At 72.7% G+C, this 25,748-nt stretch carries 20 protein-coding genes; 10 read left to right on the top strand and 10 right to left on the bottom strand.

Annotated features, from left to right (window positions below):
• Positions 1–26 precede the first annotated feature (26 nt).
• The 3 genes from ACFRKB_RS33295 to ACFRKB_RS33285 form a co-directional block, all read right to left on the bottom strand.
• On the bottom strand, positions 27–929 hold the full coding sequence (locus ACFRKB_RS33295; protein ID WP_383110347.1) for a hypothetical protein: 903 nt from the start codon (positions 927–929) through the stop codon (positions 27–29).
• A 561-nt stretch (positions 930–1,490) separates the two neighbouring features.
• Positions 1,491–3,041, bottom strand: coding sequence for a hypothetical protein (locus ACFRKB_RS33290; RefSeq protein ID WP_383110346.1), 1,551 nt, complete (start codon positions 3,039–3,041; stop codon positions 1,491–1,493).
• A gap of 61 nt (positions 3,042–3,102) precedes the next feature.
• Positions 3,103–3,813 (bottom strand): GntR family transcriptional regulator, encoded by a 711-nt coding sequence (locus tag ACFRKB_RS33285; protein WP_383110345.1) that lies wholly within the window; start codon positions 3,811–3,813, stop codon positions 3,103–3,105.
• A 144-nt stretch (positions 3,814–3,957) separates the two neighbouring features.
• Here ACFRKB_RS33285 and ACFRKB_RS33280 point away from each other — a divergent pair, with 144 nt between their 5' ends.
• From ACFRKB_RS33280 to ACFRKB_RS33255, 6 genes are all read left to right on the top strand, one after another.
• Complete coding sequence (locus tag ACFRKB_RS33280) at positions 3,958–5,256, top strand: MFS transporter (RefSeq protein ID WP_383110344.1); 1,299 nt, start codon at positions 3,958–3,960, stop codon at positions 5,254–5,256.
• A 4-nt stretch (positions 5,257–5,260) separates the two neighbouring features.
• Positions 5,261–6,025: a LamB/YcsF family protein gene (locus ACFRKB_RS33275; RefSeq protein ID WP_382883730.1), complete on the top strand. Its 765-nt coding sequence runs from the start codon at positions 5,261–5,263 to the stop codon at positions 6,023–6,025.
• On the top strand, positions 6,022–6,645 hold the full coding sequence (locus ACFRKB_RS33270) for a 5-oxoprolinase subunit B family protein (RefSeq protein WP_383110343.1): 624 nt from the start codon (positions 6,022–6,024) through the stop codon (positions 6,643–6,645). Before ACFRKB_RS33275 ends, ACFRKB_RS33270 begins: the two co-directional genes overlap by 4 nt.
• 176 nt (positions 6,646–6,821) lie before the next feature.
• Positions 6,822–7,685: a 5-oxoprolinase subunit C family protein gene (locus ACFRKB_RS33265; RefSeq protein ID WP_383110363.1), complete on the top strand. Its 864-nt coding sequence runs from the start codon at positions 6,822–6,824 to the stop codon at positions 7,683–7,685.
• A 171-nt stretch (positions 7,686–7,856) separates the two neighbouring features.
• Positions 7,857–9,845, top strand: coding sequence for a hypothetical protein (locus tag ACFRKB_RS33260; RefSeq protein ID WP_383110342.1), 1,989 nt, complete (start codon positions 7,857–7,859; stop codon positions 9,843–9,845).
• Positions 9,846–9,850: 5 nt separating this feature from the next.
• On the top strand, positions 9,851–11,341 hold the full coding sequence (locus tag ACFRKB_RS33255) for an ABC transporter substrate-binding protein (RefSeq protein WP_383110341.1): 1,491 nt from the start codon (positions 9,851–9,853) through the stop codon (positions 11,339–11,341).
• 7 nt (positions 11,342–11,348) lie between these two features.
• Here ACFRKB_RS33255 and ACFRKB_RS33250 read toward each other — a convergent pair whose 3' ends face one another.
• From ACFRKB_RS33250 to ACFRKB_RS33225, 6 genes are all read right to left on the bottom strand, one after another.
• On the bottom strand, positions 11,349–14,975 hold the full coding sequence (locus tag ACFRKB_RS33250) for a hydantoinase B/oxoprolinase family protein (protein WP_383110340.1): 3,627 nt from the start codon (positions 14,973–14,975) through the stop codon (positions 11,349–11,351).
• Positions 14,972–15,982, bottom strand: coding sequence for an SGNH/GDSL hydrolase family protein (locus ACFRKB_RS33245; protein ID WP_383110339.1), 1,011 nt, complete (start codon positions 15,980–15,982; stop codon positions 14,972–14,974). Before ACFRKB_RS33245 ends, ACFRKB_RS33250 begins: the two co-directional genes overlap by 4 nt.
• Positions 15,979–17,172, bottom strand: a complete 1,194-nt coding sequence (locus ACFRKB_RS33240; protein ID WP_383110338.1) for a glycosyltransferase — start codon at positions 17,170–17,172, stop codon at positions 15,979–15,981. The genes ACFRKB_RS33245 and ACFRKB_RS33240 overlap by 4 nt, the downstream gene beginning before the upstream one ends.
• Positions 17,169–18,287, bottom strand: coding sequence for a glycosyltransferase family 4 protein (locus ACFRKB_RS33235; protein WP_383110337.1), 1,119 nt, complete (start codon positions 18,285–18,287; stop codon positions 17,169–17,171). Before ACFRKB_RS33235 ends, ACFRKB_RS33240 begins: the two co-directional genes overlap by 4 nt.
• A 186-nt stretch (positions 18,288–18,473) precedes the next feature.
• Complete coding sequence (locus tag ACFRKB_RS33230; protein WP_383110336.1) at positions 18,474–19,892, bottom strand: HEAT repeat domain-containing protein; 1,419 nt, start codon at positions 19,890–19,892, stop codon at positions 18,474–18,476.
• A 228-nt stretch (positions 19,893–20,120) separates the two neighbouring features.
• Entirely contained in the window at positions 20,121–20,513 is a 393-nt protein-coding gene (locus tag ACFRKB_RS33225; RefSeq protein ID WP_383110335.1) for an ankyrin repeat domain-containing protein, read from the bottom strand.
• Between the two features lie 251 nt (positions 20,514–20,764).
• On the opposite strand from ACFRKB_RS33225, the gene ACFRKB_RS33220 reads away from it, so the two are divergent.
• Together ACFRKB_RS33220 and ACFRKB_RS33215 are read left to right on the top strand one after the other, a co-directional pair.
• Entirely contained in the window at positions 20,765–20,959 is a 195-nt protein-coding gene (locus ACFRKB_RS33220) for a hypothetical protein (protein ID WP_030355560.1), read from the top strand.
• A gap of 38 nt (positions 20,960–20,997) precedes the next feature.
• Positions 20,998–22,656 carry a hypothetical protein gene (locus ACFRKB_RS33215; RefSeq protein ID WP_383110334.1) on the top strand — a complete coding sequence of 553 codons (1,659 nt, stop codon included), beginning with the start codon at positions 20,998–21,000 and terminating at the stop codon, positions 22,654–22,656.
• 26 nt (positions 22,657–22,682) lie between these two features.
• Here the strand turns inward: ACFRKB_RS33215 and ACFRKB_RS33210 are convergent, their stop codons facing one another.
• The gene (locus ACFRKB_RS33210) at positions 22,683–24,182 is read right to left on the bottom strand and encodes an SCO1417 family PLP biosynthesis transcription factor (protein ID WP_383110333.1); all 1,500 of its coding nucleotides are present in this window, start codon (positions 24,180–24,182) and stop codon (positions 22,683–22,685) included.
• A gap of 100 nt (positions 24,183–24,282) precedes the next feature.
• Between ACFRKB_RS33210 and yczE the strand changes: the two genes are divergently transcribed.
• Entirely contained in the window at positions 24,283–24,951 is a 669-nt protein-coding gene (gene yczE / locus ACFRKB_RS33205) for a membrane protein YczE (protein WP_383110332.1), read from the top strand.
• The gene (locus ACFRKB_RS33200) at positions 24,948–25,712 is read left to right on the top strand and encodes a glycerophosphodiester phosphodiesterase (protein ID WP_383110331.1); all 765 of its coding nucleotides are present in this window, start codon (positions 24,948–24,950) and stop codon (positions 25,710–25,712) included. The genes yczE and ACFRKB_RS33200 overlap by 4 nt, the downstream gene beginning before the upstream one ends.
• The last annotated feature ends 36 nt before the right edge of the window (positions 25,713–25,748 follow it).

Below are 25,748 nucleotides of genomic sequence, written 5' to 3'. Positions count from 1 at the left end.
GACTCTCGTCGTGGTGGGGGGCGGGTTCAGGCGTGGAACGGCAGGCCGGCGTCGGCGGCCAGCTCCAGATCATCGCCCTCGGGCGGTGGCAGCAGGGTGGCGGAGCCGTCGGTGACGGGGACGACGCCCAGCTCCAGCAGCTCGGCCATGGCGGCGTGGCCCGCCATGTCGCGGACCTGGAGCTGGTAGCGGGCGGTGGTGCGGTAGGCGCCGCCGGCGTCGTCGCCGGTGCGCTGGAGAAAACCGGAGTCGGTGAGGAACGCGACGGCCTTGCCGACGATGCCGGTGGTGGAACCGGCCAGCCTGCGGGCGTCCTTGGTGGCGCCCGTGGCACTGCGCCGTGCGTAGATCCGCCACGCGGCTTCCAGTCCCGGCTCGCCGGTCGACGGGTCGGTGTTCTCCCCCTGCTCCTCGGCGCGCTCCTCCAGCCGACGGCACGCCTGCCGTACGAACGCGTCGACGCCGTTGACCGTGATCCGGCCGATGTATCCGTCGTCGGCGAGGTCGGCGGGGCGGGGGAACGCCATGGCCGCGACGGCGAGATGGGCGAGGCCGTGCAGGAAGCGGTCGGCGGAGTCGGTGGAGGCGCGGCGGGCGTAGTCGCCCATCCGGACGGCGAAGACCGAGTCCTCGCCGGCGGTCACGGCCATGCCGGCGCGGGGTGAGACCTCCAGGACGACGAGACCGAAGCCGGTGGCGATGGCGTCGGCGACGCGGGCGAAGGCGGGGTCTTCGCGGTAGCGGCGGAGGAGTTCGGTGTACTCGGTGTCGCGGGCGGGGAGCAGCTTGGGCTGAAGGCCGAAGGAGACGAGGCGGGCGGCGTCGGCGGCGTCTGCGGGCGTTACGCCCGCGGGGGGCGTGGTCTCGGCCGCGTCGCCGTCGCCGGTCTCGGTCCACGCGGCGGGGTGCTCGGCGTGGTGGTCGCTCACGGGGGGGTCTCCTTGTGCGGCTTCGGTTGCGGTCGTTGTCGCTGGGCCGGGGGCGGTGCGGTGCGCCGTCCGGCGGGGGTGCGGTTGCGGTTGCGTCGTCGTGGGCCGGGTGCCGGGGCCTCCGGAGGTGCGTATCCGGACTGCGCTGCGATCGATATGCGACTCCGTCGCGTGGTCACCGCGCTTCGCGCGAGCTGCGACGCTTTACGTCCGGACACGCACCTCCTCCGACCCCGACCCCCTCTCCCCGGTGGGCCCGCTCGCCTCGCGCACGGCCGGGCCGGTCCGTGACGGGCGGCGAAGGGGGCGCGCAGGGGTCGTGTCCGGGACACTAAAGCGTGATGTGTGGCGCGCGACCGCCCGTGTCCTGACTGTGGCCAGATCCGCGCCGTAAATCATGCCGTCCCGGGCGCGAGCCCCGGAGCGCACCCCGGCAACAACCCACACACGGCCACCGGCCCCGGCCAAAGACGCCCGACCCACGACCCCCCGCCGGAGGCGTACCGCCCCGGAGCGCACCCCGGCAACAACCCGCACCGCAACACCGACCCCGGCCACAACTCACGCGCCCCCGGCCCGCACCGCGCCCCCGGCGCGCACGCGCACGCGCAAGCGGGCCGTGCCCACGATCAAGTCCGCCCCGCCGAACTCGGGGTCGTCCAGCCGCGTGCCGTCGTCGACCGCGAACAGCAGGCTCTCCTCCCCCTGCCGGTACGCCGTGCCCACCGGCGGGCTCGCCGCGTGGATGGCCAGGAGCGCGACCAGGTACGGCAGTTCGGGATCGCGGCGGCGCGCCTCCGCCAGCAGGCCCGAGAGGCGGCGCGGGGCGTCGTGTTCCAGGTCGAGCAGTTCCTTGGCGCTCGCCAGTTGTTCTTCGCTGAAGCGGCTGTCGTCCGGGGTCGCGATCAGGTCCGGTTCCGGCATCTCCGCGCCCAGGTGTTCCCGCTCGACCGGTGGCGTCAGCAGCAGGTCGATCAGGTCGCCGACGCGGACGGAGACGGGCGTGCGCAGGCCGGTGCCGCGGGCGAAGAACGCGTCCGTGACGCGTGTGGCGCGCTCGACGGGCAGCGGCAGCAGCGGGGCGAGCAGCTGGCCGTACAGGTCGAGGCCCGTGTGGGCGGTGGGACGGGCGAAGGCCTGGCGGTCCTGTTCCGCGCGGAAGAGCGGGCCCGCCTCCAGCAGCCGGGACTGGAGCTGGGTGTGCCGGCGGATGCAGTCCTTGACGATGTCGACCAGCTCGGCCGCGCGCCGCTTGTGCTCGGCGGTCTTGGGGTCCGCGCCGGTCTCGGCCTCGTCGCGCGCTTTGCGGATGTTGGTCAGGATCGCGTTCTCGTGGCGGTACCGGTCGGCGACATGGCCGAGGGCTTCGTCGATCAGGTCAGGCACGGCGTTGAGCCAGTCCACCGCCCGTACGTTGCGGCGGGTCGCCTCCAGCGTCCTGCGGAGCGTCTCCGCGTACTGCACGGTGCGGTATCTGGCCTGTTCGGCGGCGAGTTGGGCGTCGGCGAGTCTGCCGCGGCTGATCAGCACTTCGAGCTTGACCTCGGCGGCGATCTGCGCGCTGGTGACGTCCGTGTCGAGCGCGCCGACCAGGACGTTGACCGCTTCGTCGGTGGTGCGCAGGAAGACGCCGCCGCCGTGCCCGGGGACCTCTTCGATGAGCTTGAAGTCGTAGTCCCTGCGGGTGTAGACGCCGTCGGTGCCGAACGTGCCGTACACCGCGCGGAATCCGCGGTCCACGCTGCCGACGTTGATCAGATTCTCCAGCACCCAGCGGGCGACGCGCTCATGCTCCGCGGCCGGGCGCCGGGGCGCCTGGGCGGCGACGCGTGGCAGCAGCCGGGAGACGATCTGCTCGTGGTCGGCGCCGGTGTCGAAGTCCATGTTCAGCGTGACCAGATCGATGGCCGAGAGCGCGACCTCGGCCATCGCGTAGACGGAGTACTCACCCGCGAGATTGGCCTTGCGGGTGTCCAGGTCGTGCAGTGGGGCGGTGCAGGCGAGCGCGCGCAGCCGCCGCGCGAGCCCTTCGTCGGCGGCCGGGCCCATCGCGGGCCGCGGCCCCGCGCTGAGCTGGGGCGGAACGAAGTCCGTCGGGGCAGGCGAAGTCACGCTGCACAGATTATGTCCTCGCACTGACAACGGGCGAAACGGTGCGGAAGCGGCCCCCGTCTCACTCGGTCCCGTCCTCGGCGACGAGCCGCGCGTACACCTCCACCAGCTGCTCGCGCGAGTCGTCCAGATACGTGGCGAGCATCCGTTCCGTGCCTTCCCTGTCCCCGGAGGCGAGGGACTCCAGGAGCTGCCGGTTCCGTACGAGGTACGGCTCGTGCAGCAGACGCGGGTCGTCCACCACGTGGAAGGCGAGCCGCAGTTCGGCCAGTACGGCGCTCATCAGTTCGTCGGTGCGTACGCTTCCCGCCAGCGCGACCAGTTCGCGGTGGAAGTGGATGTTCGCCGTCGAGACGCCTTTCCAGTGCCCTTCCCGGGCCGCCCGCCGGCCGTTGGTGACCGCCTTCTCCAGGCCGCCGAGTGCGAACGGGGGCTCGCCGAGGCCGCGTACGACGGCGCATTCGATCAGCCGGCGCGTGCGGTAGATGTCCTCGACGTCCTCGACCGCGAGCACCCGCACGAAGACGCCTCGGTTGAGTTCGTGGACGAGCAGCCGCTCGTGCGTGAGCAGCCGGAACGCCTCGCGCAGCGTGTTGCGGGAGACGACCAGCGCCTTGCCGATGGACTCCTCCGAGAGCCGTTCGCCGGGCTGGAAGTACCCCTCGGCGATGCGGGTGCGCAGGATGTCCGCGACGCGTTCCGCCGTGCTGGTGCGGCCCAGCAGGGGGCGGTCGTCCGCCAGTTCGCCGAGTTCGGTCCCGCTCGTCGCCACAGCGCCCTCTTCCGTCTCCGTCCGCGTACGGACTCATCGTAGAAGCAAGAACGAAACAACAAGAGTCTTGTCGGATCGTTGAACAATCCCCTACGGTCTTCTCAGCTCACGGTCCCAGCACACTCCCCTTTCTGCGAGGTGCAGATGAGCACGACGGAAACACGCCTGAGCAAGGACGGACTTCCCGACGACACCGGCGCGTTCGCCTGGCTGCGGGCCCTGGGGCCGCAGGGGCGCCGGGCCTTCGCCGGCGCGTTCGGCGGCTACGGCCTGGACTCGTACGACTTCTTCACGCTGCCGCTGTCCATGGTGGCGATCGCCGCGTACTTCAGCCTCGACACCGGCCAGACGGGGCTGCTCACCACCGTCACCCTCGTCGTCTCGGCCATCGGCGGGGCGATCGCCGGGGTGCTCGCCGACCGTATCGGGCGGGTCAGGGCCCTGATGATCACGGTCATCACGTACGCGGTCTTCACGGTGCTCTGCGGATTCGCGCCCAACTACGAGACGCTGCTGGTCTTCCGCGCCCTCCAGGGGCTCGGCTTCGGCGGCGAGTGGGCGGTCGGCGCGATCCTCGTGGCGGAGTACGCCTCCGGCAGGCACCGCGGCCGTACGCTCGGTGCCGTCCAGAGCGCCTGGGCGGCCGGCTGGGCGCTCGCCGTCATCGTCTACACGCTGGTCTTCCAGTTCCTGGACGCGGATACCGCGTGGCGCGTGATGTTCTGGACGGGCGCGCTGCCCGCCCTGCTGATCGTCTACGTACGACGGAACGTCCATGACGCGCCCGAGGCCGCCGCGCAGCGCCGCGAGAGCGCCCGGAAGGGCTCGTTCACCGCGATCTTCCGCCAGGATCTGCTGCGTACGACCTTCTTCGCGACGCTGCTGTCCACCGGCGTGCAGGGCGGTTACTACACGCTCGCCACGTGGGTGCCGACGTATCTCAAGGACGAGCGCGGCCTCACGGTGGTCGGCACCGGCGGCTATCTGACCTTCCTGATCTCCGGGGCCTTCACCGGCTATCTGACCGGTGGCTATCTCACCGACCGGCTGGGCAGGAAGAAGAACATCGCGATCTTCGCCGTCCTGTCCGCCGTCGCCATCCTGGCCTACATCAATATCCCGGCGGGCTCGAACGGGCTGCTGCTCGTGCTCGGATTCCCGCTCGGCTTCTGCATGTCGGCCATCTTCAGCGGCTTCGGCTCGTTCCTCAGCGAGCTGTATCCGACGGCCGTACGCGGTACCGGCCAGGGCTTCACGTACAACACCGGGCGGGCCGTGGGCGCGCTCTTCCCCACCCTTGTCGGCTTCCTGGCGACCAGCTGGGGAGTCGGGGGCGCCCTGGTCTTCGGCGCGGTCGGTTACGGTCTCGCGGTACTCGCGTTGATCGGGCTGCCCGAGACCCGCGGCCGCGAACTGCTCACAACCGAGCCGATCGGAAGGTGACCACATGACCTGGGCGTCCATCGATCTCAACGCCGATCTCGGCGAGGGCTTCGGCCACTGGCGGCTGACCGAGGACGAGGAACTGCTCTCCGTCGTCACCAGCGCCAACGTGGCCTGCGGCTTCCACGCGGGGGACGCGGCCACCATGCGGCGGGTCTGCGGCTGGGCCGTCGAGCGCGGGGTCCGGATCGGCGCCCAGGTCTCGTACCGCGATCTGGCCGGCTTCGGCCGCCGCTCGATGGAGGTGCCCGCGGACGAGCTGGCCGCCGAGATCGCGTACCAGATCGGCGCGCTGGAGGTGTTCGCGAAGGCGGCGGGCGCCCGGGTCGCCTATGTCAAACCGCACGGCGCCCTCTACAACCGGGTGGTCCATGACGCGGAGCAGGCCGAGGCCGTGGTGGAGGGCGTGCTGCTGACCGGCGAGCGGCTGCCGCTGCTCGGCCTGCCCGGCTCCCTGCTCCATGACGTGGCGGAGAAGGCCGGACTGCCCGTCGTCACCGAGGCGTTCGCCGACCGGGCGTACACCTCGGAGGGCACGCTGGTGCCGCGCGGGCAGGACGGCGCCGTGATCACGGACGCCTCGGCGGTGGTGGAACGGTCCGTGTCCATGGCCCGGTTCGGCGTGGTCACCTCCCTGTACGGGCGGTCCGTCGGTGTCCGCGCGCGCTCGCTCTGTCTGCACGGCGACACCCCGGGCGCCGTCGATCTCGCCCGCCGGGTGCGCCGTCGGCTGGAGGCCGCCGGTGTCCGGGTGGAGTCCTTCGTATGAGGGCGCTGCCGGTCGGCGACCGGGCGCTCCTCGTCGAACTGGCCGACGGCGAGGAGACGGCCGCGTTCCACGCCGAGCTGCTGCGCCGCCGCGCGTCGGGCGTCCTGCCGCCGGTGCGGGAGATCGTCCCCGCGGCCCGGACCGTACTGCTCGACGGCCTGGACGATCCGGCGGGCTTCGCCGCGGGGCTGGACGGCTGGCGGGCCGAGGCCCCGGACGCGCGCGTGGCGGACACCGTGGAACTGCCGGTCCGTTACGACGGTCCCGACCTGGCGGAGGTCGCCGCGCTCTGGGGCGTGCCGGACCGGGAGGTGGCGCGGATCCACTCGGCGGCCGAATTCCGGGTGGCGTTCTGCGGGTTCGCGCCCGGCTTCGGTTATCTCACCGGGCTGCCCGCGCGGTACGCCGTACCCCGCAGGCCCACGCCCCGTACCGCCGTCCCGCCGGGTTCGGTCGCTCTCGCGGGCCCGTACACCGGGGTGTATCCGCGCTCCTCGCCCGGCGGCTGGCAGCTGATCGGGACGACGGACACCGTCCTGTGGGACCCGGCGCGGGTGCCGGCGGCGCTGCTCGCGCCCGGGACGCGGGTGCGCTTCGTACCGACGGGGGCGGGCCGATGACGGACCGGGCGCCAGGGCCTGTCCGGCGGATCTTCGCGGGCCCGCGACGCCTGGCACCGCACCTCGCCGCGTTGTCGGAGTCGTCCGAGTACGTCCAGTACGAGGCCGATCCTCCGCCTTGCGATGCACGGCACCAGACGCCGCGACCTGATCCGCAAAGATCCGCCGGACAGGCCCTGGCCGTCGTACGGTCCGGGGCGCTGACCACCGTGCAGGACCTCGGCCGGTTCGGGCACGCCCATCTGGGGGTGCCGCGCTCCGGGGCCCTCGATCCGCCGGCGCTGCGGCTGGTCAACCGGCTGGTGGGCAATCCGGAGGGCGCCGCGGCGCTGGAGACGACGCTCGACGGCTGTGCGGTACGGCCGCGCTGCGCGGTGACCGCGGCGGTCGCCGGGGCGCCGTGCCCGGTCCTGGTCGACGGCCGCCCCGCCGCCTGGGGCGCTCCCGTGCGGGTACCCGCCGGCGCGCTGCTGGAGGTGGGGAGGGTCGTCTCCGGGGTCCGGAGCTATGTGGCGTTCGGTGGCGGGGTGGCGGTGGAGCCGGTCCTCGGCAGCCGGTCGACGGATCTGCTGTCGGGCCTCGGACCGGCGCCGCTGCGCGACGGTACGGTCCTGCCGATCGGCTCCGTGACGGGGCCCGCGGCACCGGTCGACGGAGTGCCGACGCAGGCCCCGCCCGCCGAACTGGTGCTGCGGATACGGCTCGGGCCGCGCGACGACTGGTTCACGAGCGCGGCGCCGCGCACGCTGACCACGCGCCTCTACCGGGTCTCGGCGGCGAGCAACCGCATCGGGCTGCGTACGGAGGGACCGCCCCTGGAGCGTGCCGTCTCCGCCGAACTGCCCAGCGAGGGCATGGTGACGGGGGCCGTGCAGGTGCCGCCCGACGGCCGGCCGCTGGTCTTCCTCGCCGACCATCCGACGACCGGCGGGTATCCGGTGATCGCGGTCGTGGCGGAGCGCGACCTTCCGGCGGCGGCGCAGGCCGCGCCGGGGACGCCGGTGCGGTTCGTGGTGGTACGGCACCGGACGTCCAGGTGACGCCGGGAGGACCGCCGGCCGGCCCGGGAGTGGCCACGCGGTGACCCGATCCGGCGAAGCGCACCACCCCTCTCTCATCAACCTCCTTAAAATCACCAGTAGTTGTGAGGCCCTCCGGTAGGCTTGACGGTAATGCCCCACATGTGCGGGGCGGATGGCTCGGGGGGGCTGATGCGCGTGACGGAGTCCGGGGTGCGCATGGGCCTCAGGGGCCGCAACGGGATCGTCTCCCTCGTCGATGAGTGTCTGCGACAGCCGCCCACCGCGGAACGGCCGGTGACGATGCTGCTCGGCCCGCGCGGCAGCGGTGCCAGCGAGGCGCACAGCGCGCTGATGGAGCGGTTCGGCCCCGAGAATCCGTTCGCCTATGTCAATCTCGCCACCGAGCACGGGCTGCTGCCGCGCTACGGTCTGGGGCTGCTCGCCCGGCAGCTCGAACGGAAGCTGCCGCGATACCGCCGCTCCCACTTCCCCCGGCTCACTCTCGGGCTGCTCGCCTCCGACCATGAGCTGCGGATGACCAGCCTGGCCGAGGGGCGGCGCAATATCCGGCGGGAGCTGGACGCGTTCCAGGAGCGAGCCGAGGCCCGGTACGGCGACTATCTGGCGGCCTTCTTCGAGGTGGCCGGCGGCGCGGTGGGAGCCCCTGACGGCGCGTCGACCGCGGCGCTCGCGCTGCTGCGGGACGCCCTGCGGCGCGGCCGTCGCCGGCTGCCCGGCCGTAAGTTCACCGGAAGCGCCGCGTGGTACGGCGGTCATCCGCTCATCCGGAGCCAGGACCCGTGGGAGGCGCTGGTCGAGCTCAACCTCTGGCGGCACGACGGCGACGCGGAGGACGAGCACCGGCTCGACCGCGTGCTGTTCTCGGCGTTCCTGGCGGATCTGCGGGGGAACGCGGCCCACTCGTTCACGCCGCGCTCGTATCTGCTGCTGCTCGACAACTCCCATTCGGAGTACGGCCGTCGCTTCCTCGATCTGCTGATCCGCGCCCGGCACGACGACACCGTGGTGGCGGGGCTCTCCTGCGATCCGCTGACGATCGTCGCCAGCTCCAACCGCTGGCTGCCGCGCTGGGGCCCGGCCACCGGCGACCAGTGGCCCTGGCAGCTGCGCGGCCCGGACCGCGCCTCTCTCACGGACTGGAGCGAGCACCGGCCGACCCGTGACAGCGACGACACCTGGTGGTATCCGCTGCGGCTGCGGGATCTCAACCTCGACGAGGTCCGGATCCATATCGAGCTGGAGCTGCGCCGCCACTCGGATCTGGCGCCCTTCACCCGGCTCGCGCCCTTTGTGCACCGGCTGACCTGCGGGCTGCCGAGCGCCGTGCACCAGGTCCTTGAGGTGCTGCGGCACTCCGACGTACCGGCCGAGGACGGCCCCGCGCAGGACCGCTGGCTGCGCGGGCTGCCCGACCGTACGCTCCGCGACGGCGAGGAGACGCTCACACTCGCCGACGCCGCGCTCGACCATCTGCTCCAGGGCATCGACGAGCCACGGCGCGCCACGCTCGCGGAGTGCGCCGCCGCGCGTGATCTGTCGATCGGTACGCGGGTGCTCAGCCCCGGCGACCCGCTCTTCGGCGAGATGCGCGCCCGCTGGCTGCTCCTCGGCCCGGTGGGCGTGACGCCGGCGCTCCACCCCTGGCTACGGCGGCTGCTGCTGTGGCGGCTGGCCCGGCGTCCCGACGACTGGGACACCGTGCACGAACTCCTCGCCGAGCACTTCGGATCCGTGGGGCGCACGGTCCAGGAGATGTACCACCGGCTGGCCTGGGGCCGGATCGACGAGGTCACCGCCCATCTGGTCGGGCGCTTCCCCGGGGTCCCGGCGGCGCAGTGGATCAGTGAGTTCAACGCGATCACGGCGGCGCCCAACCGGCTCGTCTCCACGGGCGGTCCGCTGGACCTGCTCGCCGGGCTCGGGCCGGGCCGGGCCGGTGAAACCGTCACCACCGCCGCGGTGATCCGGGAGCTGATCATCACCCGCTGGGTGTGGAGCGATCCGCTCGCCGACCCGGGGATGCGGCTGAACGATCTGATCGCCGACGGGTTCAACCAGCTGTCGCGGCTGCGCAGGAACGATGTCGTGGCGCTGTTCAACGAGGCGGAGCGCTATCGCCACTGGCGCCATCCGCTGACGTCCACGAGCGAGGGGTGAGCGGGATGCGCAGACTCGAATGGCCGCTGCACATCGTGCGCCGCGTGGTGATCGGGGTGGTCGTCGTCGCCGTACTCGCGGTGGCGCTCCCGCTGGGCATCCGCTGGATCGGGGACACCCTGGCCCGGTGCGACGACGGTGTCGTCAAGCGCGGCGAGAACGAGGAGTGCGTCGGCGTCAGCGACGGCTCGTTCCACTTCGCGGGCCATCTCGCCACCGTGGTGAAGAAGATCAAGGAAGAGAACGACCTGGTGCGCGAGGAGGCCAAGAAGGAGCCCTATGTCAGCGTCGCGTATCTGACCTCCTTCACGCTCACCAACGACGACAGCAACTCCGAGGACTCGGTACGGCACGAGCTGGAGGGCGCCTATCTCGCGCAGTACCGGCACAACCGCGGCGATCTCGCCTCCTCCCCCAGGATCCGGCTGCTGATCGCCAATACGGGAAGCAGTTCCGCGCACTGGAACTACACGGTGGACGAGCTGATCGACCGGAAGGACTCCGACGACAAGCTGGTGGCCGTCACCGGTCTTGGCCCCAGCACCGGACCGAATCTGGAGGCGCTGAGGAAGCTCTCCAAGAGCGGCCTCGCCACCGTCGCCAGCACCATGACCGCCACCAATATCCAGGGCATCCCCGGCTTCGTACGGGTCTCGCCCACCAACGTGGACGAGGCGTACGCCGCGGCGGCCTACCTGAAGCGGTCAACGGAGCTGCGCACGGCGGTGGTCGTCCAGGACGCCGCCACGTCCAATCTGTACGCCGACACCCTGGGCACCGCCTTCACCAAGGCGTTCCCCGACAAGAAGACCGGCCACCGGCTGGTGGCGGAGCGGATGACGTTCGACTCGTCGGTACCCGGCGGCGCCTGGAAGAACGAGCTGCGCTATTTCCCGGCGCAGCTCTGCGACACACGGCCGCAGGTCATCTACTTCGCGGGCCGCGGGCGGCACCTCACCAACTTCCTCGACGCGCTCGCCAACCGCAGCTGTACGGACCACACGTTCACGGTCCTCGCCGGTGACGACACGTCGAACCTGGACCGGGAGCAGATCGCCCACGCCGTCGAGAACGACGTCACGGTGCTCTTCACGGGGCTGGCCCACCGCGACATGTGGCGGGCCGATCCCGGGCGGGTCTCGGAACGCTCGGCGCGGTACTTCCAGCCGGGCGGCCGGATGGACGAGTGGTTTCCGAACGACGACCGCTACGACGGTCAGGACATCATGGCCCATGACGCGGTCCTGACCGCCGCCGAGGGCATCCGGATGGCGGCGATCGGCGGTCCCGACGCGGTGACGGGGATCACGGTGCGCCGGATGTTCCACCAGATGAACGGGCCACAGCAGCTGGCGGGGGCGAGCGGGTTCATCTCCTTCCAGAACAACGGCGATCCGCGCAACAAGGCCGTCCCGATCCTCCGGCTCAACGCGCAGGGCCGCGCCGAACTCGTCGAGGTCTCCTCCGCCCACGGCAAACCCCCCGAGGGGCAGTGACCCGGCGTCAGCGACGGCCCATCGTTCCGGCCCGGCCGGGCGCGGTCCCGTAGCCACCGCCGCCCGGGGTCCGCATGACCAGGACGTCGTCGGGACCCACCTCCGCCGAGTCGACGCCCCGCAGCGGCGTGACCGTGCCGTCCGCGCGCTCCACCGCGTTGCTCCCGAGCGCGCCGGGTCCGCCGCCCGCCATGCCGTACGGCGCGACCCGGCGGTGTCCGGTCAGCAGCGTCACCGTCATCGGCTCCAGGAAACGCAGCCGCCGTTCGACGCCGTCGCCGCCGTGCCAGCGCCCGCCGCCGCCGCTGCCGTCCCGTACGGCGAACGCGTCGACCCGTACCGGATAGCGCCACTCCAGTACCTCCGGGTCGGTGAGCCGGGAGTTGGTCATATGGGTCTGTACGGCGTCCGCGCCGTCGAAGCCGTCGCCGGCGCCCGAGCCGCTGGCCACGGTCTCGTAGTACTGCAGCCGGTCATTGCCGAAGGTGAGGTTGTTCATGGTGCCCGAGCCCTCCGCCTGGACGCCGAGGGCCGCGTACAGCGCGCCCGTGACGGCCTGGGAGGTCTCGACATTGCCGGCGACGGTCGCCGCCGGAGGGACCGGCGCGAGCATCGATCCTTCCGGTACCCGCACGTCCAGGGGCTCCAGACAGCCGCTGTTGAGCGGGATGTCGTCGGCGACGAGCGTGCGGAAGACATAGAGCACGGCGGCCATCACCACCGACTTGGGCGCGTTGAAGTTGCCGGGCAGCTGGGGCGAGCTGCCGGTGAAGTCGAGGACGGCGGACCGCGCTTCCCGGTCGACCCGGACCGCGACCTCGATCACCGCGCCGCCGTCGGTCTCGTAGCGGTACGAGCCGTCGTGCAGCTCCGCGACGATCCTGCGTACGGACTCCTCGGCGTTGCGCCGTACATGGCCCATGTACGCCTGGACGACGTCGGTGCCGAACTCGTCGGTCATCCGGCGCAGTTCGGCGATGCCCTTCTCGTTGGCCGCGATCTGGGCCCGCAGATCGGCCAGATTGGTGTCCGGGTCGCGGGAGGGATGGCGGGCGGTGGTGAGCAGCTCCCGGGTCTCAGCCTCGCGCAGCCGTCCGTCCCTGACGAGCAGCCAGTTGTCGAAGAGCACGCCCTCCTCGTCGATGGTGGTGCTGAAGGCGGGCATGGAGCCGGGGGTGATGCCGCCGATCTCCGCGTGGTGGCCGCGCGAGGCCACCAGGAACTCCAGCGTTTGCCCCTGTTCGTCGAAGACGGGGGTCACGACCGTCACATCGGGCAGATGGGTGCCGCCGTGGTACGGGTCGTTGATGGCGTACACATCGCCGGGCCGCAGCGCGCCCTCGTTGCGCCGGAGCACTTCCTTGATGGATTCGCCCATCGAGCCCAGATGGACGGGGATATGGGGCGCGTTGGCGATCAGATTGCCGTCGGAGTCGAAGAGCGCGCAGGAGAAGTCGAGCCGCTCCTTGATGTTGACGGAGTGGGCGGTGTTCTCCAGGCGCACGCCCATCTGTTCGGCGATGGCCATGAAGAGGTTGTTGAAGACCTCCAGCAGGACGGGGTCGACGTCCGTGCCGACCGCGACCCGCGTGGGGCGTGGCCGTACGCGCGTGAGCAGCAGATGGCCCCGTTCGCCCAGGGCCGCCTGCCAGTCCGGCTCGACGACGGTCGTGGCGTCGGCCTCCGCGATCACCGCCGGCCCGGTCACGGTGTCGGTGGGGCGCAGATCCTCGCGGCGGTACAGCGGGGTGTCCCGGACCCGGTCGCCGGTGAACATCCCGACGGTCGCGTACGGTTCGCTTCCGCCGGTGCCGGTGGCCGGCGTGGGCGCGTACGGGGCGTGCGGGCCCGACGCGCCGACGGCCTCGACCGATACCGCCTCCACCACCAGCGGTTTGTCCATGGTGAAGGCGTAGCGCGCGAGGTGTTCGGCCACGAAGACCTCGGTCATGGCCGCGGCCCCGTCCAGGGGTACGGGCAGGCTCGCGTCGGTACCGGCGTACCGCAGCAGTACCCGCGCGCGCGTGGTGATCGCCTCGTCCGGCACGGAGTCGGCGCGCAGTTCGGCGCGGGTGCGCTCGGCGAGGGAGTCGCACAGCTCGCGCACCCCGCGCACGGCCGGTTCGGTCAGCTCCGCCTCGACGGACTGCTCCCGCATGGCGGTGGCGTCGGCGAGCCCGATGCCGTACGCGGAGAGCACGCCCGCGAGCGGCGGGACGATCACGGTGTCGACGCCCAGCGCGTCGGCGACCGCGCAGGCGTGCTGGCCGCCGGCCCCGCCGAAGCTGGTGAGGGCGTAGCGGGTGATGTCATGGCCGCGCTGTACGGAGATCTTCTTGACGGCGTTGGCCATGTTCAGGACGGCGATCTCCAGATACCCGGCCGCGACCTCCTCCGGGGTACGGCTGACGCCGGTGGCCCTCCGTACCTCCTCGGCCCGCCGCGTGAAGCGCTCCCGTACGACCTCCACGTCCAGCGGCTGGTCGCCGTGGGGGCCGAACACGGCGGGGAAGTGGGCCGGCTGGACACGGCCCAGCATCACCTGCGCGTCGGTGACGGTGAGCGGGCCGCCGCGCCGGTAGCAGGCGGGGCCGGGCACGGCGCCCGCCGAGTCGGGGCCGACGCGGTAGCGCTGTCCGTCGAAGTGCAGCACGGACCCGCCGCCCGCCGCGACGGTGTGGATGTTCATCATGGGCGCGCGCATCCGCACCCCGGCGACCTGAGTGCCGAGTTCACGCTCGAACTCGCCCGCGTAGTGCGAGACATCGGTGGAGGTGCCGCCCATGTCGAAGCCGATGACCCGGCGGAAGCCCGCCTGTCCCGACGTACGGGCCATCCCGACGACCCCGCCGGCCGGTCCCGACAGCACGGCGTCCTTGCCGCGGAAGTGCGCGGCCTCCCGCAGGCCGCCGTTGGACTGCATGAACATCAGCCGGATGCCCTTGAGTTCACGGGCGATCTCGTCGACGTAGCGGCGCAGGATCGGGGAGAGATAGGCGTCGACGACTGTGGTGTCGCCGCGCGGTACGAGCTTGATCAGCGGGCTGACCTCGTGGGAGCAGCTGACCTGCGTGAAGCCCGCCGCGCGCGCGGCGTCGGCGACGGCGCTCTCGTGCGCGGGATGGCGGTAGCCGTGCATCAGGACGACGGCGGCGCTGCGGAAGCCGTCCTCGTGGGCGGTGCGGAGGGCGGCGGCGACGGTGTCCGTGTCGAGCGGCCGTACGGTCGCGCCGTGGGCGTCGATACGTTCCGGGACCTCGATGACGCGTTCGTAGACGGCCTCGGGCAGCACGATCTGGCGGTCGAACAGCCGGGGCCGGTTCTGGTACGCGATCCGCAGGGCGTCCCGGAAGCCCTCGGTGATGAGGAGGACGGTCGGCTCGCCGCGCCGTTCCAGCAGCGCGTTGGTGGCGACGGTCGTCCCCATCTTGACGACGTCGATCCGGTCGGCGGGCACCGGATCACGGGGACCGAGGCCGAGCAGCAGCCGGATGCCGGCCACCGCCGCGTCCTGGTACCGCTCCGGATGGTGCGAGAGCAGTTTCCGGGTGACCAGCTCCCCGTCGGGGCGCCTGCCCACCACATCGGTGAAGGTGCCGCCCCGGTCGATCCAGAATTCCCAGCGCCCGGTCATTCCCCCATTCTGGCAAGGGGAGCGCCCGGCGACAGTGCGGCGAGCGCGCGGGAGAGGGCGAGTTCGGCGTGCAGATCGAGCCGGGCGCCGGTGCCGCGGGCCCAGTGCGTCATCTCGTCGCCCGCCAGCCGCAGCAGCTCGGGCAGCAGATCCCGGCAGCGGCGCGCCACCCATCCGGTGCCCGAGGTGGCGAGCCAGCGCAGCGTGGCCGCGCGGCTCGGCGGGGTCTGGTCGGCGACCAGCGAGGGTTCGGGGCCGAGGGCCAGTCCCCGTTCGGCGAGCAGTGCGTGGAAGCGCGCGGCGATCATCCGGTGTCCTCGCTCGGCGGGGTGCAGCCGGTCGGCGCTCCACAGGGACCGGTCGGCGACCCAGGACGCCTCCGCCATATGCAGATGGACGGTGTCGTAGCGCGCCGCCAGCGCGTGGACGACGGCGTTGACGGCGCGCTGCCGCCGGGCGAGGGGCATGGCGAGCGGCGCGGGCAGCCCGAGCATGCTGCCGGGGTCGGGCAGACAGGTCGTCAGCAGGACGGTGCCGCGCGCGGCGAGGGCGCCGCAGACCCGGTCGAGGCGCAGGGCGAGGTCCTGGATGTCGAAGGCGCGGCGCAGGGTGTCGTTGACGCCGACGACGACGGAGGCGATGTCGGGCGCGAAGGCGAGGGCGGCGGGGGTCTGCTTCTCCTCGACGTCGCGGGTGAGCGCGCCGCTGACGGCGAAGTTGTGGAACCGTACGCCCGTTCCGGGGTCGCCCACACCGGCGCCGAGCAGCGCGGCCCAGCCCCGCCACCCGCCGTCGACGGGGTCGCCGATCCCGGCGGTGAGCGAGTCCCCGAGCGCGGCGTACCGCGGCACGCTCGGGAGCGCGGCGGCGTCCGGGGCCCGGTCCGGCTCCGGATCCCGGTCCCGGTCCTGATCCCGTTCCCGGTCCCGGTCCCGGTCCTGGGCCTGTCGTTCCTGGGCCTGGGTCGCGTCCGCAGGCAGCGCGCCGCTGTCCGCCTCCGTCGTCATCTCGCCTCTCCCTCCGGCTGGTGAACCTGCTGGACCTGCGACGGAACCCTGTTCAGCATCGGTACGTCGAGCGGGACATCATGGGCCGCGAGGAAGGCGGAGACCGCCTTCTCCCAGCTGAAGAGTTCCGCGCGGGCGCGGGCCGCGGCGCGGCGGGCCCCCTCCGGACGGGCCAGGAGCTCCTGGATCGCGTCGGCGAAGGCCGTGGCGTTGTCGCGGGCGGCGATGCCCGCGTCCCCGATCACCTCGCCCAGCGCCGACGAGGCGCTGGCGACGACCGGCGTGCCACAGGCCAGCGCCTCCAGCGCCGACAGCCCGAAGGTCTCGGCCGGTCCCGGCGCCAGACAGATGTCCGCGGCGGCCTGGAGATCGGCCATCGCCGCGCGGTCGCCGACATGGCCGAGGAAGAGCGCGGGCAGCCGCTCGGCGCGGGCCCGGCGGACCAGCCCGGCCCGCAGCGGACCGTCGCCGGCGACGACCAGCACCGCCGGCACGCCCCGGTCCCGCAGCGCGGCGAGCGCGTCGAGCGCGGCGCCGGGACGCTTCTCCACCGACAGCCGGGAGCCGAGTACGAGCAGCGCTTCACCCGGACGCGCGTACCGGGAGCGCAGCTCGGCGTCGTACCGCTCCGGCGTGCACCGGCGCAGATCGACACCGAGCGGTGCGCGCACCACATTGCGGGCCCCGATCCGGAGGAACTCCCGCTCCGCCCACTCCGTGGTGCAGACGATCCGCGAGTACGCCCAGGCGGTCCGCAGATTGAGCCGGTCCGCTGCCCGGCCCGCGGCGACTCCGGGCACGCCCCAGGTGCGCAGCACCCCGTCCGCCGTCTCGTGGGAGACCATCACGGACGGGACGCGGTGGCGGCGTGCCCACTCCCCCGTCCAGCGCAGGGTGGTGCGGTCGGAGACTTCGAGACGGTCGGGCCCGATGTCTTCGAGCACCTCCCGCAGCCGCCGCCGCGCGCTCAGCACCCGGTATCCGCCGGTGCCGGGCAGTACGGGCCCCGGCAGTGTGATGACCCGCCCCTGCGAGGTGTCCGCGTGGGACTCCCGCTCCCCCGGCACGATCAGCACCGGCTCGTGCCCGGCCGCGAGATACCCGCTGCCCAGCTCGTGGAGCGCGGTGCGCAGTCCGCCCGAGGCGGGCGTGACGAAGTTGGCCAGCCGTACGATCCTCAGCCCGCTCACGCGACCACCGCCGTACGGGCGCCGAGCACCTCGGTGTAGTGGCCGAGCAGCTGGTCCCCGACGACGGCCCACGTCCTGCCCTCGACGGTGGCGCGTCCCGCCTGCCCGTAGGCCGCGCGGAGCGCGGGGGCGAAGGCGAGTTCCTCCACGGCCGCGGTGACGGCGTCGGTGTCGTGCGGGGTGACCAGCAGTCCGGTGCGTCCGTGGTCGACGAGGTCGAGCGGTCCTCCGGCGGCGGGCGCGATCACCGGCACCCCGCTGGCCATGGCCTCCTGCACGGTCTGGCAGAAGGTCTCATAGGGGCCGGTGTGCGCGAACACGTCGAACGAGGCGAAGGTCCGCGCCAGGTCGTCGCCGGTCGACCGGCCGAGGAAGACCGCGCCGGGCAGCGCCCCGCGCAGCGAGGTCTCGCTGGGGCCGTCCCCGACGATGACGACGCGGACCCCGGGCAGCCGGCAGGCCCCGGCGAGGAGTTCCACATGCTTCTCGGGGGCCAGCCGGCCGACATAGCCGACGATCAGCTCGCCGTTGGGCGCGAGCCGCCTGCGTAGCTCCTCGTCCCGCAGTTCGGGCCGGAACCGTACGGTGTCGACGCCCCGCGGCCAGAGCCGTACCCGGGGGATGCCGTGCTCGGCGAGGTCGTTCGCGGCGGCGCTGGACGGCGCGAGGGTGAGGTCGGCGGCGGAGTGCACGGCGCGGATCCGCCGCCAGGCCGCGGCCTCGCCGGCGCCCACATAGGTACGGGCGTAGCCCGCGAGGTCGGTCTGGTAAACGGCGACGGCGGGGACACCGAGCCGGGCGGCGGCCGTCATGCCGCGTACGCCGAGCACGAAGGGCCCGGCGAGATGGACGAGTTCGGCGCGGTGCGCGGTGATGGCCGCCGCGATGCGCCTGCTGGGGAGGGCCACCCGTACCTGCGGATAGCCGGGCAGCGGGAGTGAGGGCACGCGTACCACGGGGCACGGTGCGTCGATCTCGGCATCACCGGCGACGGCCGGGGCGATGACGAGCGGATCATGACCGCGCGCGGCGAGATGCCGGGCGGTCTGGAGGGCGCAGTGGGCCACCCCGTTGACATCGGGCGGGAAGGATTCGGTGACAATGACGACGCGCATATCCGTGTTGTCGTCGCACCGAACGTGTCCCTGCCAACGTGGATCTTTCCGCGTGGGGAACGTCCCGTGAGCATTGGACGCGGGACGTTCCCCCGGACGCGACGAAGGCGCACAGACCGTACGGACCGGCTTGCGGAGCGAAGGTTTCCGGCCGTACGCGCCACCGGGCGGCGGTGGCCGCCGCTCTCACCGCGCGGCGGCGTCCGGGCCCATCCTGCTGCGTACGGCGGTCTGCACCTCGGCCTCCTCGGCCGGATCCGCGGCCAGCCGCCGCAGCCTTTCCGCCACGCGTACATCACCGGTCTCGGCGTGCAGGGCCGCGACTTCCCGGGTGGTCTCCTCGCAGTCCCACAGGCATTCGACGGCGAAGCCGGTGGCGTAGGAGGGATCGGTGGCGGCGAGCGCACGCGCGGTCCGGCCGCGTAGATGCGAGGAGGCGGTCTCGCGGTAGACATGGCGCAGCACGGGCGCGGCGCAGACGATGCCGAGGCGTCCCGCGCCGTCGACGAGGGTCCACAGCCGCCGGCTGTCGGGCCCCTCGGCCCGTACGGTCTCCCGCAGCGCGCCGAGGACCAGCGCGGTGTCCTTCGTATTGCCGCGGCAGGCGAGCACGCCCGCGGCGGACGCGCCGAGCGCGTCGGGCCTGTGCACCCAGCCGCGGGCCCGGTCGACCGCCTCGTCGCCGCACATCCGCTCGAAGGCGGCGACGGCCGCGTCGGCGACGGTGCGGTCCGGTCCTCCGGCCGCCGCTTCGATCAGATCGAGGACGACGGGGTCACGGACCTCGGCGAGATAGTGCAGGGCCGCGCAGCGGGCGCCGTCGGGGCCGTTGCGCGCGGCCTCGACGATCAGCGGACGGTCGTCGGGCCCGGCGACGGCGGTGAGGCAGCGGGCCGCGGGCCCGTGCATCTCCGTGCCGCGTTCCAGTGCCTGCTGTGCCCAGTCGAAGACTGCCCGCACGCTCCAGCCGGGGCGCGGACCGCTCGGCCGCAGCTGCCGCTGCCAGCGGTCGAACGAGCCCTGTTCACCGGCGGCCCTGATCCGGGCGCCGACCGCGGGCCGTGGATCGTCGGCCCAGAGCCGCCAGGGGCGGGGCTCGAAGGCGTCCCGTACGACCGACGCCAGCTCGGCGTCGCCCTCGGGTCCCGCCGGGAATCTGGCGAGGATGGGGACGGCCAGGGAGCGCAGCCCGGTGTCGTCGTCGCGCAGTGCCAGCTCGTCCAGGGCCCAGGCCCAGTTGGCGCCGGTCGCCGCGTACCGCCTGAGCAGGTCGAGGGCGTCGCGCCTGCCGTACGCGGCGAGATGGCCGAGCACGGCGAGCGAGAGGCCGGTCCTGGACTCCTCGGTGTCGAAGTGGTCCTCGGCCCGGAAGAGATGGTGGTCGATGGCGTCGAGACCACCGTGGATGTCCAGATACAGGCGTGCGTAGTACAGCGAACGGTTCTCGACCTGCCAGTCGTGGCGGGGATCGTTCAGTACGCAGTGGTTGAGGGCGGCGAGCGCCTCGGCGCGGGGTGCCGCGAGCGCGTGCAGCGTGCCGTCTCCGCGGCCCCTCTGCAACAGCCCGAGCAGAGTGCCGCTCGGCGCTATGACTGGATCGAACATGGGGAAAGCCTCACATCAAGCTGTCGACGCAACCGGGGGTGCGACCGGGGGACGTGGCACCCTTCTGGCCCTAGACCGCGCGGCAACATGATCGGCCGACCGTCGTCTTCCGCTTAATGCAGACCATCTTCCCTGCCTCTCGTCGATGACCCGTTGCGGGCCCGACGTCATGATGACCCAGCCATTTCGCCACCGCGACCACATTTACGACGTCTCTCACCCGGGGCATCACTGGGCGCCGAACAGCTCCAGAAGGTCCGTCTTCCCAAACATCCGCGCGGTATCCACGGCGGAGGGGTTTCCTCCGGATGGATCCGCGCCACCGGCCAGCAGCGCCCGGATGACGGCGTCCTCGCCCTTGAAGACGGCCCCGGCGAGCGGGGTCTGGCCGCGGTCGTTGACCCGTCCGGCGTCGGCGCCGCGCGCGATCAGCGCCTCCACCGCCTCGGCGTGGCCGTGGTACGCGGCGAGCATGATGAGGGAGTCGCCCCGGTCATTGGTGAGGTTCGCGGGCACACCGGCGTCGACATAGGCCGCCAGCGCCCCGGTCTCACCGCGCCGGGCCAGATCGAAGACCTTCGTGGCCAGCTCGACCACTTCGGGATCCGGTGTCTCACTCATCGGTGGACCGCCTTTCGGACCGGCTCGCGCGCCGGCTCACACGCCGTTGACCTGGTCCGTACGGCCTGAATGCCGTACGGATAAACCGACAGGGTACTGCGGACCGCGCCGCGCGCGGGCGCCACGCGCCCCCTGGGCCAGCACAGTGAAATACCTGCCATTTCACTCATTTGCACCTTTTATCGCATAGATACTTTCGGTGATCCTGGAAGAACTCATGGTGACTGTCCCCTCAAACCAGGAGAATTCTCATGATTCTGTCCATGTCAGGCGTGGTGCTGCTCGGAATCATCGTCTTCCTCTTCTTCCGCAAGGACGGACTCAAGGCGTCCCACGCCATGGTCTGCGCCCTTTTCGGCTTCTATCTCGCGGGCACGGCCATCGCGCCGAGCATCACGGCGGGCGGCGCGAGCCTCGCCGGGCTCATCGGCGGGATCAAGTTCTGACGCCCGCCCGCCCCCTTCCGCACCATCAGGAGACAGACGTGGCCCGGCGACCACTCCCCCGCATTCTGACCAGCGGCAGCGCCCAGATCGCCCGCAGTCGCGAGCTGGCCCGCACGGCAGCCGACAGCGCCACCGATGTTCTCCATCCGCTGATCACGGTCTCCCGCGGTCTGCGGATGCTGGCCGCCGCCGCGCGCCAGAAGTGGGCCGGCACCCCGAAGGACCGGCGCGGTCCCGCGCTGTTCGTGGTGGCGGCCTGCGTTCTGGTGGTCGCGCTCATCCCGTACGGGCCGCTGCTCGGTCTGATCGCGCTGATGGGCGTGGCCGGCTGGAAGGGGCGCGACACCGCGCCCGTACCGACCGGACCCGACGACACGGAGGTGAAGCGGCTCCAGTCCCTCTACGAGGCGCTGGTGCCGTACTTCGCCGTACCGGAAGACCCGAATCCGCTCTACGCCCACGGCGGCGCGTGGGGTGCGGCGTTCGACGACCACGCCTTCGACACCGGCGGACGGCTCACCCGGCTCCAGCTGAGGTACCCCCCGTACTTCCCCGACAGCGATCCCGATGTGCGCGCGCGGATCGAGCAATTGCTCCAGGCCAAGTGCGGGCGCGGGCGCGAGTACCTCTTCGAGTGGGAGGAGGAGGCCAACCAGCTCACGGTCACCGTGCTCCCCGCGCTGCCGACGGCCATCGCCGCCCAGACCTTCGTCACCGCCCCCGGCGAGACCCTGCTCGGCTTCACGGACGACGGGGTGGTGCGACGCACCGTCCCGGTCATGGCGGACGGCGAGAGCCGGGACGAGCCGCCGGTGCTCTGGCGGACGGGACCGCGCTCCACCGAACCGCATCTCCTGGTCACGGGCCCGCCGGGCAGCGGTGCCACCAGCCTGCTGCGCTCGCTCGCGCTCCAGGCCGTCCAGCACGGCGAGATCCTGATCGTGGAGGGCGGCGGAACAGGGGAATTCAGCTGTCTGGCCGGACGTAACGGCGTGCTGGCCGTGGAGTGCGGACTGGCCGGGGCGCTGGCCGGTCTGGAGTGGGCCGCGAGCGAGACGGAGCGCCGGCTGATCGCCGCCAACCGGGCGGGACAGTCCGGCCGTCCCGCGCCCGAGGACACCAGGCGCCCGCTGTGGATCCTGCTGGACCGGCCGAGCGTCTTCGGTCATCTGGCCGCCGCCGAGGGACGGCCCGATCCGCAGGAGCTGCTCCAGGTGCCGCTGCGGCACGGCAGATCCGCGCATGTGACGGTCGTCGTGGCCGACCAGTTGGACAGCCTGGACACGCTCAGCGAGGCCGTACTCACCTGCACGCGCGCCCGGGTCGTCCTCGGGGCCGCCGCGCCCGCGCAGCTGGAAGCGGTGCTGGGCGCGCCGCCGCGCACCACACCCCCGGCGGACGTCCCGCCCGGCCGGGGGTACGCGCGGCTCGGCACCGGACCGGTGCTCAGGCTCCAGGTCCCGGCGACGCCCGACCCGTACGACGACGGGACGGGCGAGGCGCACCGCCGCGCCGTCCTCGGACTTCTTCCGGAGCGTCACCCGGCGGTCGCGGCGCCCGACGAGGACCGCGACAAGGACCGCGGCGCGGTGGAGCGGACCGCGGCGCCGTCGGTCCCCGACCAGGAGCGCGACCCCGGCCGCGCGCCGGTCCCCGCTCCGGGGCCGGTCGGCGCCGTCGTACCCGCCGAGGGCTGACGCGGCCGACGAGCAGCCGAGAGGCCCTAGGCGACGAAGGTGCGCGGTGCGTCCGTGCCCGTGCTCGCCCCGGTCTCCACGAGCCGCGCCGCCGCCGCCAGCCGGGCCGCCGCCTCGACGGCGACCGGGCCGCCCACCGTGAACGGCAGCCGTACGTATCCCTCGAACGCCCCGTCGACCCCGAAGCGCGGCCCGGACGGCACCCGTACGCCGACCCGTTCGCCGACCTCGGCCAGGCGGGATCCGGACAGTCCGCCGGTCCGCACCCACAGGGTCAGCCCGCCGCCCGGCACCTCGAACTCCCAGCCGGGCAGCTGTTCACGTACCGCCGCCACCAGCGCGTCGCGGTTCTCGCGCGCCTGGGCCCTGCGCAGGGCGACGGCCTCCTCCCAGCCGCCGTTCCGCATCAGCCAATTGACGGCGAGCTGCTCCAGCACCGGCGTGCCCATGTCGGCGTACGCGCGCGCGGAGACCAGCGACCTGATGACATCCGGCGCGGCGCGCACCCACCCGATCCGCATCCCCGCCCAGAACGCCTTGCTGGCCGAACCGACCGTGATGACCGTGCTGCCCGCCGGGTCGAACGCGCAGACCCGCCTCGGCATCGGGAGATCCGCGTCCAGCCGCAGTTCGGACATCGTCTCGTCGACGACCAGGACCGTGCCCGCCGACCGCGCGGCGTCGACCAGCTGCCGCCGCTGGTCCTCGTCGGCCAGCGCGCCCGTCGGATTGTGGAAGTCGGCGACGACGTAGGCGAGCCGGGGGGCCGCCTCCCTGAGCACCTGACGCCAGCGCCCGAGGTCCCAGCCGGCCAGCCCCTCCGCCATGGCGACGGGCACCAGCCGCGCGCCCGCCTCCCGCATCAGCTGGAGGATGTTGGCGTACGACGGCGACTCCACCGCGATCCGCTCGCCACGGCCCGCGAAGAGATGGCAGATCGCGTCGATCGCCCCCATCGCGCCGGTGGTGACCATGATCTGCTCCGGCATGGTCGGGATGCCGCGCTCGGTGTAGCGGCCGGCGAGCAGCTGCCGCAGCGCGGGCAGCCCGGCCGGGTAGTCGCCATGGGTGTGCGCGTACGGCGCCAGCTCCTCCAGCGCGCCCTGGACGCCCCGGGTGAGCCAGGGCTCGGGGGCCGGCAGCGCGGCGGTGCCGAGGTCGATCATCGACCCCAGCGACTCGGGCGGCAGCGGCTCCAGACCGCGCGCGGGCAGCGGATTGCCCGCCGGTACGGCCGTCCAGCTGCCCGCGCCCCGCCGGGACTCCAGGAACCCTTCCGCGCGCAGCGCCTCGTACGCGGCGGCCACCGTCGTACGGCTCACGGTCAGGGCGAGCGCGAGTTCGCGCTCGGCGGGCAGCCGGGCCGCGACGGGGACGCGGCCTTCGAGGACGAGCAGCCGGATGCCGTCGGCGAGGGCCCGGTAGGCGGGCGGTCTGCGGGTGCCGGGTCCGGCGGGCCCGCGCTGCTGGGTCTTGAGCTGCCGGGCGAGCTGAGCCGCGCCAACGGCAGAAGTCCACTGAGCCATGGAAATCAGTCCACCTTCCCCGAATTGGCCATGGTTGGCATCTGCCACCCCGCCACAGAGTGTCACGTACCAGTCCACCATCGCATCAGGGGGCACCACCATGTCCATCACCTCCGGTCTCCGGGGTCCACATCTCACGCGGCGGCTGGTCCAGCTGTACGCGGGACTCGCGCTGTACGGGGCCAGCGCGGCGCTGCTGGTACGCGGCGGCCTCGGTCTGGAGCCATGGGGTGTGCTGCACCAGGGTCTCGCGGAGCTGACCGGACTGACGATGGGCGTCGTCTCGATCATCGTCGGCGCTGTCGTGCTGCTGCTCTGGATACCGATCAGACAGCGCCCCGGGCTCGGCACGGTCTCCAATGTCTTCGTGGTCGGCATCGCCATGGACGCCGCGCTCGCCCTCGTCCCCGAAGGCCACGGGCTGGGCGTCCGTATCCCGCTGCTGATCGCAGGCATCGTGCTCAACGGCGTGGCCACCGGGCTCTATATCGCGGCCCGGTTCGGCCCGGGGCCGCGCGACGGGCTGATGACCGGGCTGCACCGGCTGACCGGCCGCTCGGTCCGGCTCGTCCGTACGGGGATCGAGGTGGCGGTCGTCGTCACCGGCTTCGTTCTCGGCGGATCGGTGGGCATCGGGACGGTCGCCTACGCCCTGGCCATCGGCCCGCTCGCCCAGCTGTTCCTGCGCGTCTTCGCCATCCCGGCGGCGGACAACGGCAGCACGGTGGTCGCCACCGGGTCACCGGGGCAGGCCATACTGCGGCGATGACTCGCGTACCCCACCCCTATCTGGACCGGCCGGCCCCGATCGCGTTCGCCCATCGCGGCGGCACGGCGGACGGCCTGGAGAACACCGCCGCCGCGTTCCGCCGCGCCGCCGGGCTCGGATACCGCTACTTCGAGACCGATGTGCACGCCACCGCGGACGGCCGGCTCGTCGCCTTCCACGACTCGACGCTGGACCGGGTGACCGACGCCCGCGGCCGGATCGCCGACCTGTCCTGGAAGGACGTGCGCCGGGCGAGGGTGGCGGGGACCGAGCCGCTGCCGCTCTTCGAGGAGCTGCTCGAAGAGTTCCCCGACGCGCGCTGGAACGTGGACATCAAGGCCGCCCCCGCCCAGCTGCCGCTGGTCGAGCTGATCCGCAGGACCGACAGCTGGGACCGGGTCTGTGTGGGCTCCTTCTCCGAGGCCCGGGTGGCCGGCGCGGCCCGTCTCGCGGGCCCCCGGCTCGCCACCTCGTACGGGGTACGGGGCGTGCTGGGCCTGCGGCTGCGCTCGTACGGCATCCCGGCCCCCGTCCGGCCGGGCGCCGTCTGCGCCCAGGTCCCCGAGACCCAGAACGGCGTCCGGGTGGTCGACGAGCGCTTCGTACGGACGGCGCACGCGCGCGGCCTCCAGGTGCATGTCTGGACGGTCAACGATGCGGATCGGATGGGGGCGCTCCTCGATCTCGGTGTGGATGGCATCATGACTGATCAACTGGAGACGCTGCGCTCGGTGTTGACCGCGCGGGGAGCCTGGCATTGACCGGGCGCGGCGTGCGCCGGGGAAGCTGGGCGAAGC

Source organism: Streptomyces scopuliridis (assembly GCF_042790125.1).
Classification (GTDB): domain Bacteria; phylum Actinomycetota; class Actinomycetes; order Streptomycetales; family Streptomycetaceae; genus Streptomyces; species Streptomyces scopuliridis_A.
This window is presented reverse-complemented; position numbering and strand designations above follow the sequence as displayed.

Coding starts and splice junctions, on each gene's coding strand:
- ACFRKB_RS33280 (WP_383110344.1), top strand. CDS start 3,958: ATGAGCACGACGGAAACACGCCTGAGCAAGGACGGACTTCCCGACGAC.
- ACFRKB_RS33275 (WP_382883730.1), top strand. CDS start 5,261: ATGACCTGGGCGTCCATCGATCTCAACGCCGATCTCGGCGAGGGCTTC.
- ACFRKB_RS33270 (WP_383110343.1), top strand. CDS start 6,022: ATGAGGGCGCTGCCGGTCGGCGACCGGGCGCTCCTCGTCGAACTGGCC.
- ACFRKB_RS33260 (WP_383110342.1), top strand. CDS start 7,857: ATGCGCGTGACGGAGTCCGGGGTGCGCATGGGCCTCAGGGGCCGCAAC.
- ACFRKB_RS33255 (WP_383110341.1), top strand. CDS start 9,851: ATGCGCAGACTCGAATGGCCGCTGCACATCGTGCGCCGCGTGGTGATC.
- ACFRKB_RS33250 (WP_383110340.1), bottom strand. CDS start 14,975: ATGACCGGGCGCTGGGAATTCTGGATCGACCGGGGCGGCACCTTCACC.
- ACFRKB_RS33245 (WP_383110339.1), bottom strand. CDS start 15,982: ATGACGACGGAGGCGGACAGCGGCGCGCTGCCTGCGGACGCGACCCAG.
- ACFRKB_RS33235 (WP_383110337.1), bottom strand. CDS start 18,287: ATGCGCGTCGTCATTGTCACCGAATCCTTCCCGCCCGATGTCAACGGG.
- ACFRKB_RS33230 (WP_383110336.1), bottom strand. CDS start 19,892: ATGTTCGATCCAGTCATAGCGCCGAGCGGCACTCTGCTCGGGCTGTTG.
- ACFRKB_RS33225 (WP_383110335.1), bottom strand. CDS start 20,513: ATGAGTGAGACACCGGATCCCGAAGTGGTCGAGCTGGCCACGAAGGTC.
- ACFRKB_RS33220 (WP_030355560.1), top strand. CDS start 20,765: ATGATTCTGTCCATGTCAGGCGTGGTGCTGCTCGGAATCATCGTCTTC.
- ACFRKB_RS33210 (WP_383110333.1), bottom strand. CDS start 24,182: ATGGCTCAGTGGACTTCTGCCGTTGGCGCGGCTCAGCTCGCCCGGCAG.
- yczE (WP_383110332.1), top strand. CDS start 24,283: ATGTCCATCACCTCCGGTCTCCGGGGTCCACATCTCACGCGGCGGCTG.
- ACFRKB_RS33200 (WP_383110331.1), top strand. CDS start 24,948: ATGACTCGCGTACCCCACCCCTATCTGGACCGGCCGGCCCCGATCGCG.